The 13,755-nt window shown below is 42.0% G+C and carries 11 protein-coding genes; 6 read left to right on the top strand and 5 right to left on the bottom strand.

Going from position 1 to position 13,755, the window contains the following annotated elements; translation table 11 throughout:
* Nucleotides 1–202 precede the first annotated feature (202 nt).
* The 3 genes from GVN16_RS06475 to GVN16_RS06465 all read left to right on the top strand — a co-directional run bounded on the left by GVN16_RS06475 (nt 203) and on the right by GVN16_RS06465 (nt 2,105).
* A complete protein-coding gene (locus tag GVN16_RS06475; RefSeq protein WP_166563031.1) occupies nt 203–574 on the top strand; it encodes a Rid family detoxifying hydrolase in 372 nt (123 codons plus the stop codon).
* A gap of 119 nt (nt 575–693) precedes the next feature.
* Nucleotides 694–1,488 carry a M48 family metalloprotease gene (locus GVN16_RS06470; protein ID WP_166563030.1) on the top strand — a complete coding sequence of 265 codons (795 nt, stop codon included), beginning with the start codon at nt 694–696 and terminating at the stop codon, nt 1,486–1,488.
* Between the two features lie 92 nt (nt 1,489–1,580).
* A complete protein-coding gene (locus GVN16_RS06465; protein ID WP_166563029.1) occupies nt 1,581–2,105 on the top strand; it encodes a YceI family protein in 525 nt (174 codons plus the stop codon).
* 33 nt (nt 2,106–2,138) lie between these two features.
* Here the strand turns inward: GVN16_RS06465 and GVN16_RS06460 are convergent, their stop codons facing one another.
* The 5 genes from GVN16_RS06460 to GVN16_RS06440 all read right to left on the bottom strand — a co-directional run bounded on the left by GVN16_RS06460 (nt 2,139) and on the right by GVN16_RS06440 (nt 10,888).
* Nucleotides 2,139–3,497 carry an MATE family efflux transporter gene (locus GVN16_RS06460; RefSeq protein ID WP_166563028.1) on the bottom strand — a complete coding sequence of 453 codons (1,359 nt, stop codon included), beginning with the start codon at nt 3,495–3,497 and terminating at the stop codon, nt 2,139–2,141.
* A 171-nt stretch (nt 3,498–3,668) separates the two neighbouring features.
* Entirely contained in the window at nt 3,669–4,913 is a 1,245-nt protein-coding gene (locus GVN16_RS06455) for a metallophosphoesterase (protein WP_166563027.1), read from the bottom strand.
* Nucleotides 4,914–5,123: 210 nt separating this feature from the next.
* Complete coding sequence (locus tag GVN16_RS06450; RefSeq protein ID WP_166563026.1) at nt 5,124–6,551, bottom strand: SusD/RagB family nutrient-binding outer membrane lipoprotein; 1,428 nt, start codon at nt 6,549–6,551, stop codon at nt 5,124–5,126.
* Nucleotides 6,552–6,578: 27 nt separating this feature from the next.
* Nucleotides 6,579–9,770: a SusC/RagA family TonB-linked outer membrane protein gene (locus GVN16_RS06445; RefSeq protein ID WP_166563025.1), complete on the bottom strand. Its 3,192-nt coding sequence runs from the start codon at nt 9,768–9,770 to the stop codon at nt 6,579–6,581.
* 320 nt (nt 9,771–10,090) lie between these two features.
* The gene (locus GVN16_RS06440; RefSeq protein WP_166563024.1) at nt 10,091–10,888 is read right to left on the bottom strand and encodes an SDR family oxidoreductase; all 798 of its coding nucleotides are present in this window, start codon (nt 10,886–10,888) and stop codon (nt 10,091–10,093) included.
* 216 nt (nt 10,889–11,104) lie between these two features.
* Here GVN16_RS06440 and GVN16_RS06435 point away from each other — a divergent pair, with 216 nt between their 5' ends.
* The 3 genes from GVN16_RS06435 (at nt 11,105) to GVN16_RS06425 (ending at nt 13,562) form a co-directional block, all read left to right on the top strand.
* Nucleotides 11,105–11,767: a hypothetical protein gene (locus GVN16_RS06435; RefSeq protein ID WP_166563023.1), complete on the top strand. Its 663-nt coding sequence runs from the start codon at nt 11,105–11,107 to the stop codon at nt 11,765–11,767.
* A 281-nt stretch (nt 11,768–12,048) separates the two neighbouring features.
* Nucleotides 12,049–12,753, top strand: a complete 705-nt coding sequence (locus GVN16_RS06430) for a ferritin-like domain-containing protein (RefSeq protein WP_229244084.1) — start codon at nt 12,049–12,051, stop codon at nt 12,751–12,753.
* A 14-nt stretch (nt 12,754–12,767) separates the two neighbouring features.
* Entirely contained in the window at nt 12,768–13,562 is a 795-nt protein-coding gene (locus GVN16_RS06425) for a ferritin-like domain-containing protein (protein WP_166563021.1), read from the top strand.
* Nucleotides 13,563–13,755: the final 193 nt, after the last annotated feature.

The raw sequence follows: 13,755 nt of genomic DNA, 5'->3' as shown, positions 1-13,755 counted from the left end.
TGTCCCGGATATATAAATGTTACGTTAGTCTTACTTAAAGAATGATTTATTTCAGAAAAGCTGCATGCTGGTGTAAAATTGATCCGAATTGATTTAGAGAGGAGTATCCGTATAAGATAATTTGAGCCTGCCTTTTCCCGTTCTTCTGCTGATTAGTTTTTACCTTTGTATGAAATTTAACAACGACTAATTATTGAAACAGATGAGCAAACAAATCATTTTAACAGATAAAGCCCCCTTACCTATTGGGCCATACAGCCAGGCGGTGCTGGCAGGAAACACCTTATATGTTTCAGGACAGATTGCATTGGAAATTGCACCGTCCGGAGACATTAAAGCCGAAACCCTGGCCATTATGCAGAGTCTGGGCAATATCCTGTCTGCAGCAGGACTGGGATATGAGAATGTGGTTAAATCCAGTATTTTTTTGAAAAACATGGACGATTTCGCTTTGGTCAATGAAGTATATGGCCAGTTTTTCCAGGAAAATCCGCCGGCAAGAGAAACCGTTCAGGTGGCTAAATTACCGAGGGATGTGAATGTGGAGATTTCTGTAATAGCGGTTAAGTTCTGATTTTTGAAATCCGGGTTTTCTTCAGAAATTATTTCTTGAAATATTATCAAACTTTATTTAAATTTCCCTGAATTTTAATCCTAACGGTTTGAAGATATCCCAAACTTTAATAAAGACCAATGAATAATTCAGGAGGTTTTAAACTGAGACTGGTCATCGGGGCAGTAATGGCTTTGATGGCTTTGTTTAGTTATTACAGCAAAACCCAGGAAAACCCGCTGACGGGTGAAAAACAACAGATAGGCATTACACCTGAAGAAGAAATGGCCATGGGTATGCAGTCTGCCCCCCAGATGGCCGAAGAATACGGAGGTTTGTATCCTGATCAGGAAGTTCAGAAGTATGTAAAAGGCGTTGGAAATAAACTGGTCACCGCTTTTTCAAGGGAAATGCAGAATAGTGGGGTAGATGTTCCTTACAGGTTTGATTTTCATGTGTTAAACGACCGCCGTACTGTCAATGCCTTTGCATTGCCGGGTGGTCAGGTTTTTATTACAGAAGGCTTACTTGGTCGTCTGAAGACAGAAGATCAGCTGGCAGGCGTTCTGGGCCATGAAATCGGGCATGTGGTGCACAGGCACTCCGCTGAGCAGATGGCACAGTCGGAGTTTTACCAGGGACTTGCCGGTGCTGCTACGGCGGCTTCAGGAGATATGGGTACCGGGCAGATTGCTAATTATGTGGCTCAGGTGCGACTGATGAAGTTTGGCCGGAATGATGAACTGGAATCTGATGAATTTGGAGTAAGGAATATGATCTCCGCAAGATATGACCCCAACGCCCTTATCGATGTGATGCAGATACTGGCTGAAGCCAGTGGGGGAAGGAGCCAGGACGAATTTATGAGTACGCACCCAAGTCCTGATAACAGGATCGCTAAAATAAAGGAACATATCGCGAGATACAGATATTGAAAAAAAATTAACGGATGGGAAACTAATCCGTTTTTTTTATAGTTATCTATGTAATTACAATTAATGTAGAAACATATAAAACATCAGAAATAATGGCAACATGGACAATTGATCCTTTGCACTCAGAAGTGCAATTCAAAGTAAAACACTTAATGATCTCAACTGTAACCGGAGATTTCAAATCTTATGAAGGTGAAGTAAACACTACAGGAGAAGGTTTTGAAGGGGCTGACATCAAATTCTCAGCCGCCATCGATTCTATTACTACAGGAAATGATCAGCGTGACGGTCACCTGAAATCTCCTGAATTTTTTGACGCAGCCAATTTCCCGGCTTTAACTTTCCAGTCTACCTCTTTCGAAAAAACCGGAGATGATACTTTCTCTCTTAAGGGTGATCTGACCATCAAAGGAACTACAAAGAACGTAGAACTTAAAGCTGAGTACGGTGGAGAAATGGTAGACTTTTATAACAACACCAAAGCCGGATTTGACATCCAGGGTAAAATCAGCCGTAAAGAATTCGGTTTGTCATGGGACGCCGTAACTGAGGCCGGTGGAGTTGTGGTAAGTGATGATGTGAAACTGCATCTGAACATCCAGGTAGCGAAAGCTTAATTTCAACAAACTATAATAAAACCGTCTGAAGTGTTAAACACTCAGACGGTTTTTCAGTTTAGATGGTTTGATGAGCTGAAAAAACCTGTAATAGAGCAATACGGCAGAAACACTCAGCCCGGTAAGCAAACCAATCCATATCCCGATAGATTGAAAATCAAAAATAAAACCGAGGATGTATCCCAAAGGGAGGGCGATAATCCAGTAAGCGATGAACGTAATGAAAGTCGGGATTTTTACATCTGAAAGCCCCCTCAGGGCCCCGAGTCCCACCACCTGTAAACCATCAGACAGCTGGAAAATGGAAGCAATCACCAATAAGGGAATCGCTACGGCAAGTACATCGTCGTCATTGATATAAACCGACAAAAGCTGCGATTTAAAAACAAAAATGATCAGCATACAGATGGTCATAAAAGAAAAAACCAGCAAATAAGCGGCATAACCCGAAGTCCTGATTCTTTTCGGGCTACGCATGCCCCAGGCTTCACCTACCCGGATGCCACCGGCGAAGGCAATGCCCGATGCCATCATGTAAGTGGTAGAAGCAATATTGATGGCGATCTGGTGAGCGGCCAGGGCTGTCTCACTGATCCAGCCCATCATGATAACAGCAAAAGAAAAGGCTCCGATCTCAAAAAAGAACTGAAAACCACCTGGGACACTCAGGCTGCTGATTTTTTTAACCAGTTCTGTATTGAAGTTCACTTTGAAATTTTCGAAATAGTTTTTGAATTTTCCTGAATACCTGATGTAACAGATCAGGACAATGGCCATGATGATCCTGGACATTAAAGTAGAAATGGCCGCTCCGGGAAGACCCAACCTCGGAAACCCGAAAGAACCCGTGATCAGTAAATAGTTGCCAGTAATGTTTAAGATCAATCCTGTCAAAGTGATGCTCATGGCTATATAGGGTTTTGACAAACCATCGGTAAACTGCTTGGCAGATACAAAGAAGTATAAAGGAATATTAGATAACAAGATATAAAACAGGAACTCAGGAGCCGATTGATTGATGTTTTCGGGCTGGCCTAATTTCTCAAAATTAAAGTAGGCAATGATGCCGGGGATGGTCAGGATAATGCTGAAACCCAGGGCCACCCACAAGCTTGATGTAAAGAGATTCCTGATTTTCGGAATATCTGATTCTGCTTTTGCTTTTGAGATCATCGGTGCCACCACCGCCATTCCGCCTACGGCTATGGATGAGATCAGATAAGCAATGGAATTGGCAATACCGGAAACTCCGAGGGCTGTTTTACCAAGCAGGCGGCCCACCATAATATTATCAGTTACCCCCATTAAAACCACTCCCAGCTGGGCTACGACGATGGGTATGGCCAATTTTAAGGTAATACCAAGTTCTTTCTTGAAGACGTCTGTAAACATAATAAATGTGATATAAAGGCAAATGTCATGAATCTGCCGTAAAGCCCACCGGAATGAGCATTATAATTATATGAAATTAAAATGATCCTGCCTGATGATCTGATCAGGGCATCAATAGAAATTAGCCTTGAACTTTAGATTCAGGGCTAATGAATGGAAGAGGGTGTACTCCTATGCTCTCTTTAATTCAAAAACGCTGATTTCAGGTAGTATGCCGATTCTGCCGGGATAGCCAATATATCCGAATCCGCGATTGACATAGAGCTTCTGGTTGTTTTCTTCATAAAGCCCTGCCCATTCTTTATAACGGTATTGAACAGGACTCCATTTGATGCCTCCTATTTCTACACCGTATTGCATACCGTGTGTGTGTCCGGCAAAAGCAGCATCAATATTTGTCTTGTTCAAAACCTGGTTTCTCCAGTGGCTCGGATCATGTGAGAGGAGCAGCTTTGTTGCATATTGATCGGTGTTTTTAAGGGCCTTTTCAAGGCTGCCGTATTTGGCAAAATTACCCGCTCCCCAGTTTTGAATACCAAGGATACCTATGGATTCTCCGTCAACTTTGAGGTCACGGCTTTCGTCCATCAGCAAGTCCCAACCCATCAGACGGTGGGCTTCCTGCAGGGTTTGAAGGTTTTTGATCTTCGCCTGGGGGCTTGCCCATGAGGTATAGTCACCATAATCATGGTTTCCTAAAGTGGAGAACATCCCTAAAGGAGCTTTGATTTTATTGAAAACGTTGAAATAATCTTCGAATTCTTTGGCTTCATTGTTTACAAGGTCGCCGGTAAAAAAGAAAACATCGGGTTTCTGGCTCATGAGCATTTCAACGCCACCCTGAACCGCCGTTTTATTAAAGAAGCTTCCTGAATGTATGTCGGAAAGCTGGGCTATTTTTAATCCTTCGAATTGTCTGGGCAGATTCGGAAGTTTAAGCACCACATTTCTGATCCTGTAGTCATGGGCTCCTGAGATGATGCCGTAGGCCATTGCACCGAAATGTGCTCCTCCCACAGCCAATGCTGTTTTGGCAATAAACTCAGATCTTGGAATGGTATGGCTGTTGGTATCGGCAGAAGGTGAACTGCCCGCATACGACAATGCCCATCTGAAAAATCTGACGATATCTCCGAGTACCAGAACAACTGCAGCCAGAAGTTTTGATAAATAAAGGATGAACACTGTAGCGAAAAGCAGGTTCCGGAATTTGAAATTCAGGTAAGCCGGGAACAAAACCAGACCCGAGACAATGATCACCATGGCTACTACGGGAATAGACCAGTAAACGATTTTTATTATCCTTTGTGTGTTGGGATTGTAGTTTCTGATGATGGTCTTAACAGCCTGAAATAAGTAATAGTCTACTAACAAAAAGAATAGTATCAGGATCCCAAGAGTAAATAATCTGTTCATTAAAAAAATGCTGTTAATTTTTATAAGAACTTTATTTTTAGGTAAAAGGTTCTGGTCTTCAGGATTTGAAATTTTGTATTGGAAAAGTTGATGATGCCCGGTCTTATATAATCATGATGACTGCCATTTTGAACATGGATTTATGGCCTTATTTAAAACAAAAAGAGGCTGTCCGCAGACAGCCTCTTTCATTATAGAAACGGGCAGGGGTTATTTATCCCACCATACTTTTCCGTTAAGATCATCTACACCACCCAGCTTAGAAGAAAGGGCAGCTTTGTAGTTGTCTCCGTTCAAATCACGCTCTGAAGTCGGGTAAGCCTGACGGCGAGGGATTTTGCCGCCCGGGTTAGAGTTAACCGGCGGAGGAGATAAGGCAGGGATACCTGTTCTTCTCCACTCAGCCCATGCTTCATAACCGTTGGTAAATAGAGCAATCCATCTTTGGGTCGCAATTTGAGTAATTGCTTTAGAAGCGTCAAATTTAACCGCAGCACCGGCCAGGTAAGCAGGAGCCCCTGTAGCACCCCACTGTTCGATAGAGGCAGTAATGCCTGTTTCGTAGTGAGCTTTGGCGTCTTCAGCAACCCATCCTAAAGTAGCTGCCTCAGCGATAGCCAGATGCACCTGAGCGGCAGTAATAATAAAGCTTGGGCTGGTTTGCTTACGCATAGCGGCACCAAGGAAAGATACCTGACCGTTAGGAATTCCACCTGCATCAGCCTGAGCCAAACCATATGGCATACCTACGTAATCCTGAACAAGCAATGCTTTGTCAGCAAAGATAGGAAGACGCGGGTCTGCGAATTCTTTCAGTTTATCTACCATCGGCTTGCTTACAGTCCAGTCCAGACGGGTTTCGAAACGATCTTCCCAAGGGCTGTCGTTAGCTTCTTCGGCTAAGAACTTGTAAACCACGTTGTCTGCATTGGTAAGAATCACTCCGTCTGCAAGAGCAGAAGCAAATTCAGCTTTTCCTTTAGCAGGATCAACTTTAGAAAGACGCAATGCCAGTATAGCTCTTAAAGAGTTGGCAAACTTCTTCCATTTGGCCATGTTACCACCTAAAAGGAAGTCACCCTGAACCGCGGCACCTCCGTCGATCTGAGAAGCAGCAGCTTTCAGTTCTGTGAAAAGGCCTGCGTAGATAGCATCCTGAGAATCAAACTTGGGTGTAAAGTCCGTATTACCTTGCAGAGCTTCTGAGTAAGGAACATCACCCCATCTGTCTGTGATATGAGAATAAAAATACGCTTTGAGAATTCTTGCTACTGCAATCTGGTTGTTATTAGAACCGTATTGAGCAACAGGACCTTTTGTGGCAGCATCAGTGTTCAGTTTGATGATTTCATTAAGGTTTACCAGCGGGCCTGCGTAGAAACCGTTAAAGCTGAAGTTAATGGTTTCATATCTGTCAGCACCGGTGTATTGCTTATTGGCAATCTGCTGAGTGTAAAGAGAGCCTTCCACATCAGTAATAGGGCCAACCAAACCTCTTTCAGCACCAGTCAAAAGGAATGAAGCGATAGCAGTAGAAGCGTTGTTCGGGTCTTTATTTATGTCTCCGAAATCTGAAGGATCGCAGCTCGTCATCATCGATAAAGCAACTGCAGAAACTAAATATTTTATATTTTTCATTCTTAAATACATTTTAATTCTTTACAATTATAAACCGAATTTGATGTTGAATCCATACGAACGGGCAGCAGGAAGCTGACCACCTTCAGACCATACACCTTCCAATTCAGACGGATCCAAACCTACTACCGGTTGTTTGATTAACCAAAGGTTTCTACCAACGGCTCCGATGTAAATATTTCTGAATGGCAATTTACCTTCATAAAGGCTTTTCGGAAGTTCATAACCTAAACTTACTTCACGAAGTTTGATGTAAGTAGCATCATAAATCCAACGCTCGTGGATAGGCTGCATGGTAGTCCAGTAAGTAGCAGACTCAATGTACTTGGTGTTTACAGTACCATCGGCCAATACACCTTCGGCTACAAGTCCGCCACCATCAGCTACAGGGTCTCTTTGCGGCTTACCTTTGGCATTGTTACCAACAGTTTCAGCACCTAAGCCTGAGTACGCATTGAACATTCTTGAAGTAGACCATACCTTACCACCTTTCTGGAAGTCAATGTTGAATGAAAGATTGATGCTCTTATATCTCAACGTGTTTACAAGACCACCTGTGAAGTCAGGAAGGATTGAACCCAGGTTTTTATTAGAATCATAAGCATAAGTACCGTTGGCGTTCACAATGAATTTGCCGTTGCTAGGGTTGTCAACAGGGTTGCCCTGAGCATCTACTGCCTGGAATCTTCTGAAGGCACGGCCAACAAGCAAACCGAATTTCTCACCTACTCTGGCGTTTACTGTCGGTCCGAAAGAGTTTACACCACCACTTACGTTGGTACCAACACTGTAGGCCGCAAAGGTAGGAAGTACATAGTTGGTAATACCAGGGGCAAGTTCTTTAACGATAGTATTGGCTTTCGCTGCATTGAAGTTGATTTCCCAGTCAAAATCATTGGTTTTGATCGGTTTCAATGTAATGGCAAGTTCATAACCTTCGTTTGTGATATTACCCGCATTAACCAAAGCAGTATTGTAACCACTGGTTGACGGTACCGTCAAAGGAAGAATCTGGTTGGTATTCTGACGGGTATAATAGTTGAAATCAAATCCGATTTTATCCTTAAGGAATCTCATTTCAAGACCTAAGTCATAAGATTTGGATAATGTAGGCTTCAAAGTAGTATTCGGTAACTGAGTCGGCAGGTTTTGCACTGTATAGCTGCCTTGTGCTCCTGAAGGGAAAATAGGATTGGTTCTGTAAGGATCAGTATCACTACCAACAGAAGCCCATGAAGCTTTCAATTTACCAAAAGAAAGGATGTTCTGGTTTTTCAGGAATTCGCTGAATACAAAGCTACCGGCTACTGAAGGATACATATAGCTGTTGTTTTCAATCGGCAGGGCAGAAGACCAGTCATTTCTAAGTGTGGCGTCCAGGTAAAGGAATCCTTTGAAACCCAGGGAAGCCAAACCGTAAATGCTTCGTACTTTCTTTGCAGAATATCCGTAAGCAACGATAGGGCGGTCTTTGGAAGCACTGATGTTGTATAAACCAGGAATGGTCAGACCACCTGATGTACTTTGGGCAGTAGTATATCTTTTGTTATCTCTAACGTTACCACCGACACTCAGATCAATCGTAAACAATTCTCCGATTTTGTCTTTATAATCAGCCAGAAATTCGTAGTTCATCTCAATTGCCTTGTCTGTAGAGTTGAAGAACGCAGACTGATTAAGAGTTCCTGACGATATTCTGAAATTGCTGTTGAAATAGTTTGAACTGTTTCTTATCCAGCCCTGAACATTGAATTTGTCAGAAATCTTGTATTTCAGACTCAGGTCACCATATACTCTGTCCTGACCATGTTTGTAAAGGTTTTCGTTAACATCAGTATACGGATTATCCCAGTACAACGGCTTAAGGTCCTCAGGGCCTTTTATGTTCCATGAATTGAATGTTCCGTCCGGGTTTTTGTATTCTTTAAGGATATTGATATCCACCTGACGTTGGAACCACTGGTTAAAGCTACCTGAAAGACCTTGTCCGTAACCTTCCAGCGGTCTACCATTCTGACCTTCGATCAGATAGTTGATATTGGCAGAGGCCGTTATTTTTTTAGTCAGGTCGTAAGTAGTATTCAGTGTAATGTAGTTTCTTGAAAGTTTCGTATTCGGAACAGGTAATGAACGGTCGATGTTTGTATACGACAATCTGTAAGTACCGTTTTCGCTACCACCACCGATGGTGATGTTATTGTTCAAATCAACACCTGTTTCGAAAAAGTCCTTTACGTTATTAGGCTGAGCTGTCAGAGGAACTTCTTTTCCGTAGCCCGGGTGAGTTCTGATCCATGAGTAATAAGGACGATACATTGTACCATCGATTTTTGGCCCCCAGCTCTCATCAGCATAGTATTCGATCATTTTTTGGCCATCAAATGCAGCCCAGTCAGCAGGGTGAATAGCAGGATTGTACTCAAACGTACTCCAGTCCTGAGAATAACCACCCGCATACTCATTCTGGTAAGGAGGAAGGTTGTACACTTTAGAGAAAGTAGTAGCCGAGTTTACGTCTATCTGGATCTTACCTCTTTTGGCCTTTTTACTGGTCAATACAACCACACCTTCAGATCCACGCTGTCCATATATGGCAGTCGCTGCAGCACCTTTCAAAACCGAGATAGCTTCGATATTGTCCATGTTAACGGCACTTAAACTTACCGGAGTTCCGTCCAGTACATAAAGCGGGTTGGCATAAACAGACAGACCTGTGGCACCACGGATCAATAAGTTCGGCTCGCGGAATGAAGTAGATGGAGCACCCTGTAATTTAACCCCGGCAATCTTACCACTTAATGCACTTGCTACGTTTGTTTCTTTAGCAAATGTAAGTTTGTCGCTTTTTACCGTTTGCATGGCAGTTCCTACGGCCTTTTCTTCTTTTTGGCGGCCAAGACCCGTTACGACGACTTCCTGAAGTAACCTTTCGTCAGAAGATAAAGCTACATTCAGCACTGACTCGCTGCCTACTGTAACACTTTTTTTGATGAACCCGATGAAACTGAATTCAAGCACACTGCCCTTAGGGGCAACGATTGAATAATTTCCATCAGCATCAGATTGGGCTCCTGTAGATGATCCTTTGAGCAGGACACTAACACCAGGGAGAGCAGAACCATCATCGGCACTGGTTATTTTTCCAGTAACCTTGGCACTTTGGGCAATGGAAATTAATCCCATACCAAAGAACAGAAAGGTAAATAAAACTTTCCTCATTCTTAATTAATCGTTTAGGTTTTTAATTATAGTTTTTAAAATTCTAATGTAGGAGTATTTAGGAATACAAATAATTTTTTTGTTAAAAAATCTTAAATAAAATGAGAAAAGTTTAATAAAATATTAGAAAAGGTAAATAAGTTTGAGGGTATTAAAGCGGAGAATATTTTTTTGATTTGAAATTCCGGTGTTTGCAGAGTAGGGAAAGGGTATGTTGCCCAAATATTATTGTGTGATATTTGGGTTTTTCAACATAAACAGGGTTTTGGCTGACTTGGATTCTTTATATTTTTTTAATTATTAATATAATAATTTTTTGCTTATTTTGGGGCCTGATTTACGAGGATTCTGTTAAGTAATCCCGGAAGAAAACGCTTCAGATAGATTCCCATAATTTCTTTTCCTCCAATATAGATTTCCGCTTTATTGTTTTCAATTGCCCTGATGATTTTTGCGGCACAAACTTCCACCGGCATACCCTGGGCCTGGTTCTGATCCATTTTTCCATGCTTGTTTCCGTCGGGGGCGAGGGCGTTTTTTGAAATGTCCGTTTGAATATAACCGGGGCATACCATGGTCACAAAAATATTATTACGGCTTACTTCAGACCTTAAAGCATCAAAAAAGCCATGTAATGCGTGTTTTGAGGCACAATACCCTGATCGCATCGGAGAGCCCAGTTTACCTGAAACACTGCTTGTGGCAGCTATATGACCCGAGCCCTGGCTGATCATGTACGGAAGTACGGTTTTGGTGAGGGCCGCTACCCCGAAAAAGTTGATTTCCATCAGTTTACGGTAAACCTCAAAATCCGTTTCAAGGGTACTTCCCCTTTGAGAAATTCCTGCATTGTTAAAGAGAATATCGATCCTTCCGAATTTCTCAATAATTTGTTCTGCCAATCTTGGAAAAGTATCAATTTTCTCTACGTCAATGGGTAGGACCATAATATTTTCTTCTGTCAGGCCTGTGTTGGATTTAACCCTTTCAAGCTCTTCTGTTCTTCTCGCTGAAATGACCAGTTTTGCTCCTTTTTGAGCAGCCAGATAGGCTGTAGCTTCACCAATACCAGCAGATGCACCCGTAATCCAAACTACTTTACCCTTTAAATCGCTCATTTTTGACGCTTATTGTTTTTTGAAAAATTAATTCACATTTAAACCTGAATACATACCTCAGTTATCAGGCTATTTTAATGTAAATAAAATTAAAATAAGCAAAATTCCGGTGCGTTGTGTTTAAAATTATTACCGACCCCAAATTTTACGTGTACAAGTTGGGGAAAACAATTTTTTTACTTTACTTAGCTAAACAATTTAAACCAAGCTTAAACTATGAAAAGAATATTCACAATTCTTGTACTGCTTTTAAATACCACTTTTTTATTTGGTCAGAACACCAATCTTTCTACAGCCACTACCGTCGGACGGATCAACTCAAAGTCAATAAGGGTTTATGACGAGGAGAAAGCATACCTGCTGAAAGACTGGAACACCGGGAAAGTGGTTTTTCAGAACGGCAAAACGGAGTATCTGCCGATTAACTATAACGGATATGATAACAGGCTGGAAAGGTGGAGTAACGGACAGCCTTATACCATAGATCAGACGGTAAGGGAGTTTGTATTGGGAGACACCTCGGCAGCTAAAGGGTTTCTTTTTAAATGTGGATTTGAGCCGATTGACGGCCAGGGGGTGCTGTCATTTTACCAGGTAATGTTCGAAGGAAAAACAACCAAACTACTGAAACATGTGAAGTTTAAAACACGTGAAAAGAGGAATTTTAATGATGCGAATGTAACGGTAAACTTTGATTTGTATGAGACTTATTATTTTGCAACAAAGGATGGTAAAATGACCAGGATAAAAAATAATAAAAAGTCTGTAAGCGAATATTTCAAAAATAAAGACCTCGATGCTTTTATAGAAAGCAAAAATCTGAAATTTAAAGACTGGGACGATGTCGTCACCGTCCTGAATTTCACAGAAGGGATTTGATTCTTTTCATCATTTTTTCAATGCCGGCAAATGAAAACTGCCGGCTTTTTTTTTGCTTTTCTGTCTGATACTGTTCCGGGTAAATGTTTTCTTGGTATTTTTTATTGTCTTGTATGTGATTTATAATCAGTTGATTGTAATGTATTTTATGCCTTTTATTCATGAGGTGAAATCTTTTTTTTCATTTTCTTTTGATCCAAAAAAGGATGGTCGCCGTAGATAATCCCGAAACGCAGAATAAGATCTATTAAGTCAATGTAAAACTAATTCTCATGAAAAAAATGAATGTCGGATCCTCCGAAATTGAACACACAGTCGATCCTGTAAAATCTGTAAACAGAAGGAATTTTCTTCGCAACGCCGGATTGGCAACCATGGCAGGAACTGTAGTATTAGCTGCATGTAGTGATGACGATGCCCCGGATTCAACGGGCAGTACTGTTGATCTGGGCTCAGGTGATGTTGGAATCCTGAATTATGCCTACGCACTCGAACAATTGGAAGCTGCTTTCTATATCCAGGTAGTAGCCACACCTTTTTCAGGAATGACAGACGCTGAAAAGACTCTGTTTACCGAAATCAGGGACCACGAAATCATACACCGTGACTTTTTCAAGGCAGCTTTGAGTACCAATGCCATCCCGGCTTTGGAAGTAAATTTCTCAGCGATTGATTTTTCAAGCCGTGCGAGCGTGCTGGGAACAGCGAAAGTTTTTGAAGACACCGGAGTCCTGGCGTATAATGGAGCAGGTAAACTGATCAAAGAGCCCGCTTATCTTTTGATTGCCGGTAAAATTGTTTCTGTGGAAGCCAGACATGCCGCGGCAATCCGTGACATGCTGATGCCTAATTCTGCTTTCTTTGCAGGGGATGATATCATTGATAACAATGGTTTGGACGGGGCTAAAAAGCCTGCTGACATTCTTGCCGCTGTGGCACCATTTATTAAAACTAAAGTATCAGGAGCAAATCTTCCAACTGCTTAAACCAAATAATCATCATGAATATCTTCAATATCATATCAGAACTTGAGAAAGTGGACGCAGACGTTCACGAAAGACTTGGATACTACTCACGTCGTAGTTTGTTCAATACATTAGGTAAGAAAGTTTCTGCTTTTGCTGTTCCTGCTCTTGTAGCATCAAGCATCAGCAAGGCTTATGCTGCCACACCCGCGGCCATCGATGTCCTGAACTACGCTCTGACACTGGAGTACCTTGAAAATGAGTTTTATATCAAAGGGAACGGCACTGCCAATCTTATTCCGGCGACAGATAAACCTGTTTTTGCACAGATCGGAAAACATGAAACCCAGCACGTTGCTTTTTTACTGGCAGCTTTGGGAGCTAAAGCCGTAGCTAAACCGAACTTCGACTTCACAGGAAAAGGTGCATTTGCAGATGTGTTTACCAATTTTAAAACCTTTGCTGTGGTTTCACATGCCCTGGAAGATACCGGTGTAAGAGCTTACAAAGGCCAGGCGGGTAACCTGATGGCTACCGAGGACAAACCATTGCTTGAATATGCACTTCAGATCCACTCTGTTGAAGCCCGTCACGCTTCAGTGGTAAGAAGATTGCTGAATACCAAAGGGTTTGTTCCGGGAGTAAAAGGATGGATTACTTTAAATGAAGGAAGCCCTGCAGCGGTTTATGCAGGTGACGACAATACAATACAGGGTGGGGTAAATATAGATGGGATATCCGGTAAATCGAAGGCGGCTGTTACGGAAGCTTTTGACGAACCGCTAACCAAGGAACAGGTTTTAGCTATTGCCACACTGTTTTTAGCCTGATATAATTTTATAGCCATATAATTTTGACCCAAAGAGAGCTTGTGCCGCATAATAGTGGTGCGGGCTTTCTTTTTTTGCCGGGTTTCCGGCTTTAACGGGGTTTTGTGATTTGAAGAATAAGAGATGGCGGGCATTCACTGAAAATGAGGCTTTCCGGTGAAGAAATTATTAATTATTTTGCATTCTCTTAGAT

Source organism: Emticicia sp. CRIBPO (assembly GCF_009905725.1).
Taxonomy (GTDB): domain Bacteria; phylum Bacteroidota; class Bacteroidia; order Cytophagales; family Spirosomataceae; genus Leadbetterella.
This window is presented reverse-complemented; position numbering and strand designations above follow the sequence as displayed.

What these genes read in the sequence shown, in the direction of transcription:
- GVN16_RS06465 (WP_166563029.1), top strand. Translation starts at nt 1,581, where the DNA reads ATGGCAACATGGACAATTGATCCTTTGCACTCAGAAGTGCAATTCAAA.
- GVN16_RS06470 (WP_166563030.1), top strand. Translation starts at nt 694, where the DNA reads ATGAATAATTCAGGAGGTTTTAAACTGAGACTGGTCATCGGGGCAGTA.
- GVN16_RS06450 (WP_166563026.1), bottom strand. Translation starts at nt 6,551, where the DNA reads ATGAAAAATATAAAATATTTAGTTTCTGCAGTTGCTTTATCGATGATG.
- GVN16_RS06440 (WP_166563024.1), bottom strand. Translation starts at nt 10,888, where the DNA reads ATGAGCGATTTAAAGGGTAAAGTAGTTTGGATTACGGGTGCATCTGCT.
- GVN16_RS06425 (WP_166563021.1), top strand. Translation starts at nt 12,768, where the DNA reads ATGAATATCTTCAATATCATATCAGAACTTGAGAAAGTGGACGCAGAC.
- GVN16_RS06455 (WP_166563027.1), bottom strand. Translation starts at nt 4,913, where the DNA reads ATGAACAGATTATTTACTCTTGGGATCCTGATACTATTCTTTTTGTTA.
- GVN16_RS06460 (WP_166563028.1), bottom strand. Translation starts at nt 3,497, where the DNA reads ATGTTTACAGACGTCTTCAAGAAAGAACTTGGTATTACCTTAAAATTG.
- GVN16_RS06445 (WP_166563025.1), bottom strand. Translation starts at nt 9,770, where the DNA reads ATGAGGAAAGTTTTATTTACCTTTCTGTTCTTTGGTATGGGATTAATT.
- GVN16_RS06430 (WP_229244084.1), top strand. Translation starts at nt 12,049, where the DNA reads ATGAATGTCGGATCCTCCGAAATTGAACACACAGTCGATCCTGTAAAA.
- GVN16_RS06435 (WP_166563023.1), top strand. Translation starts at nt 11,105, where the DNA reads ATGAAAAGAATATTCACAATTCTTGTACTGCTTTTAAATACCACTTTT.
- GVN16_RS06475 (WP_166563031.1), top strand. Translation starts at nt 203, where the DNA reads ATGAGCAAACAAATCATTTTAACAGATAAAGCCCCCTTACCTATTGGG.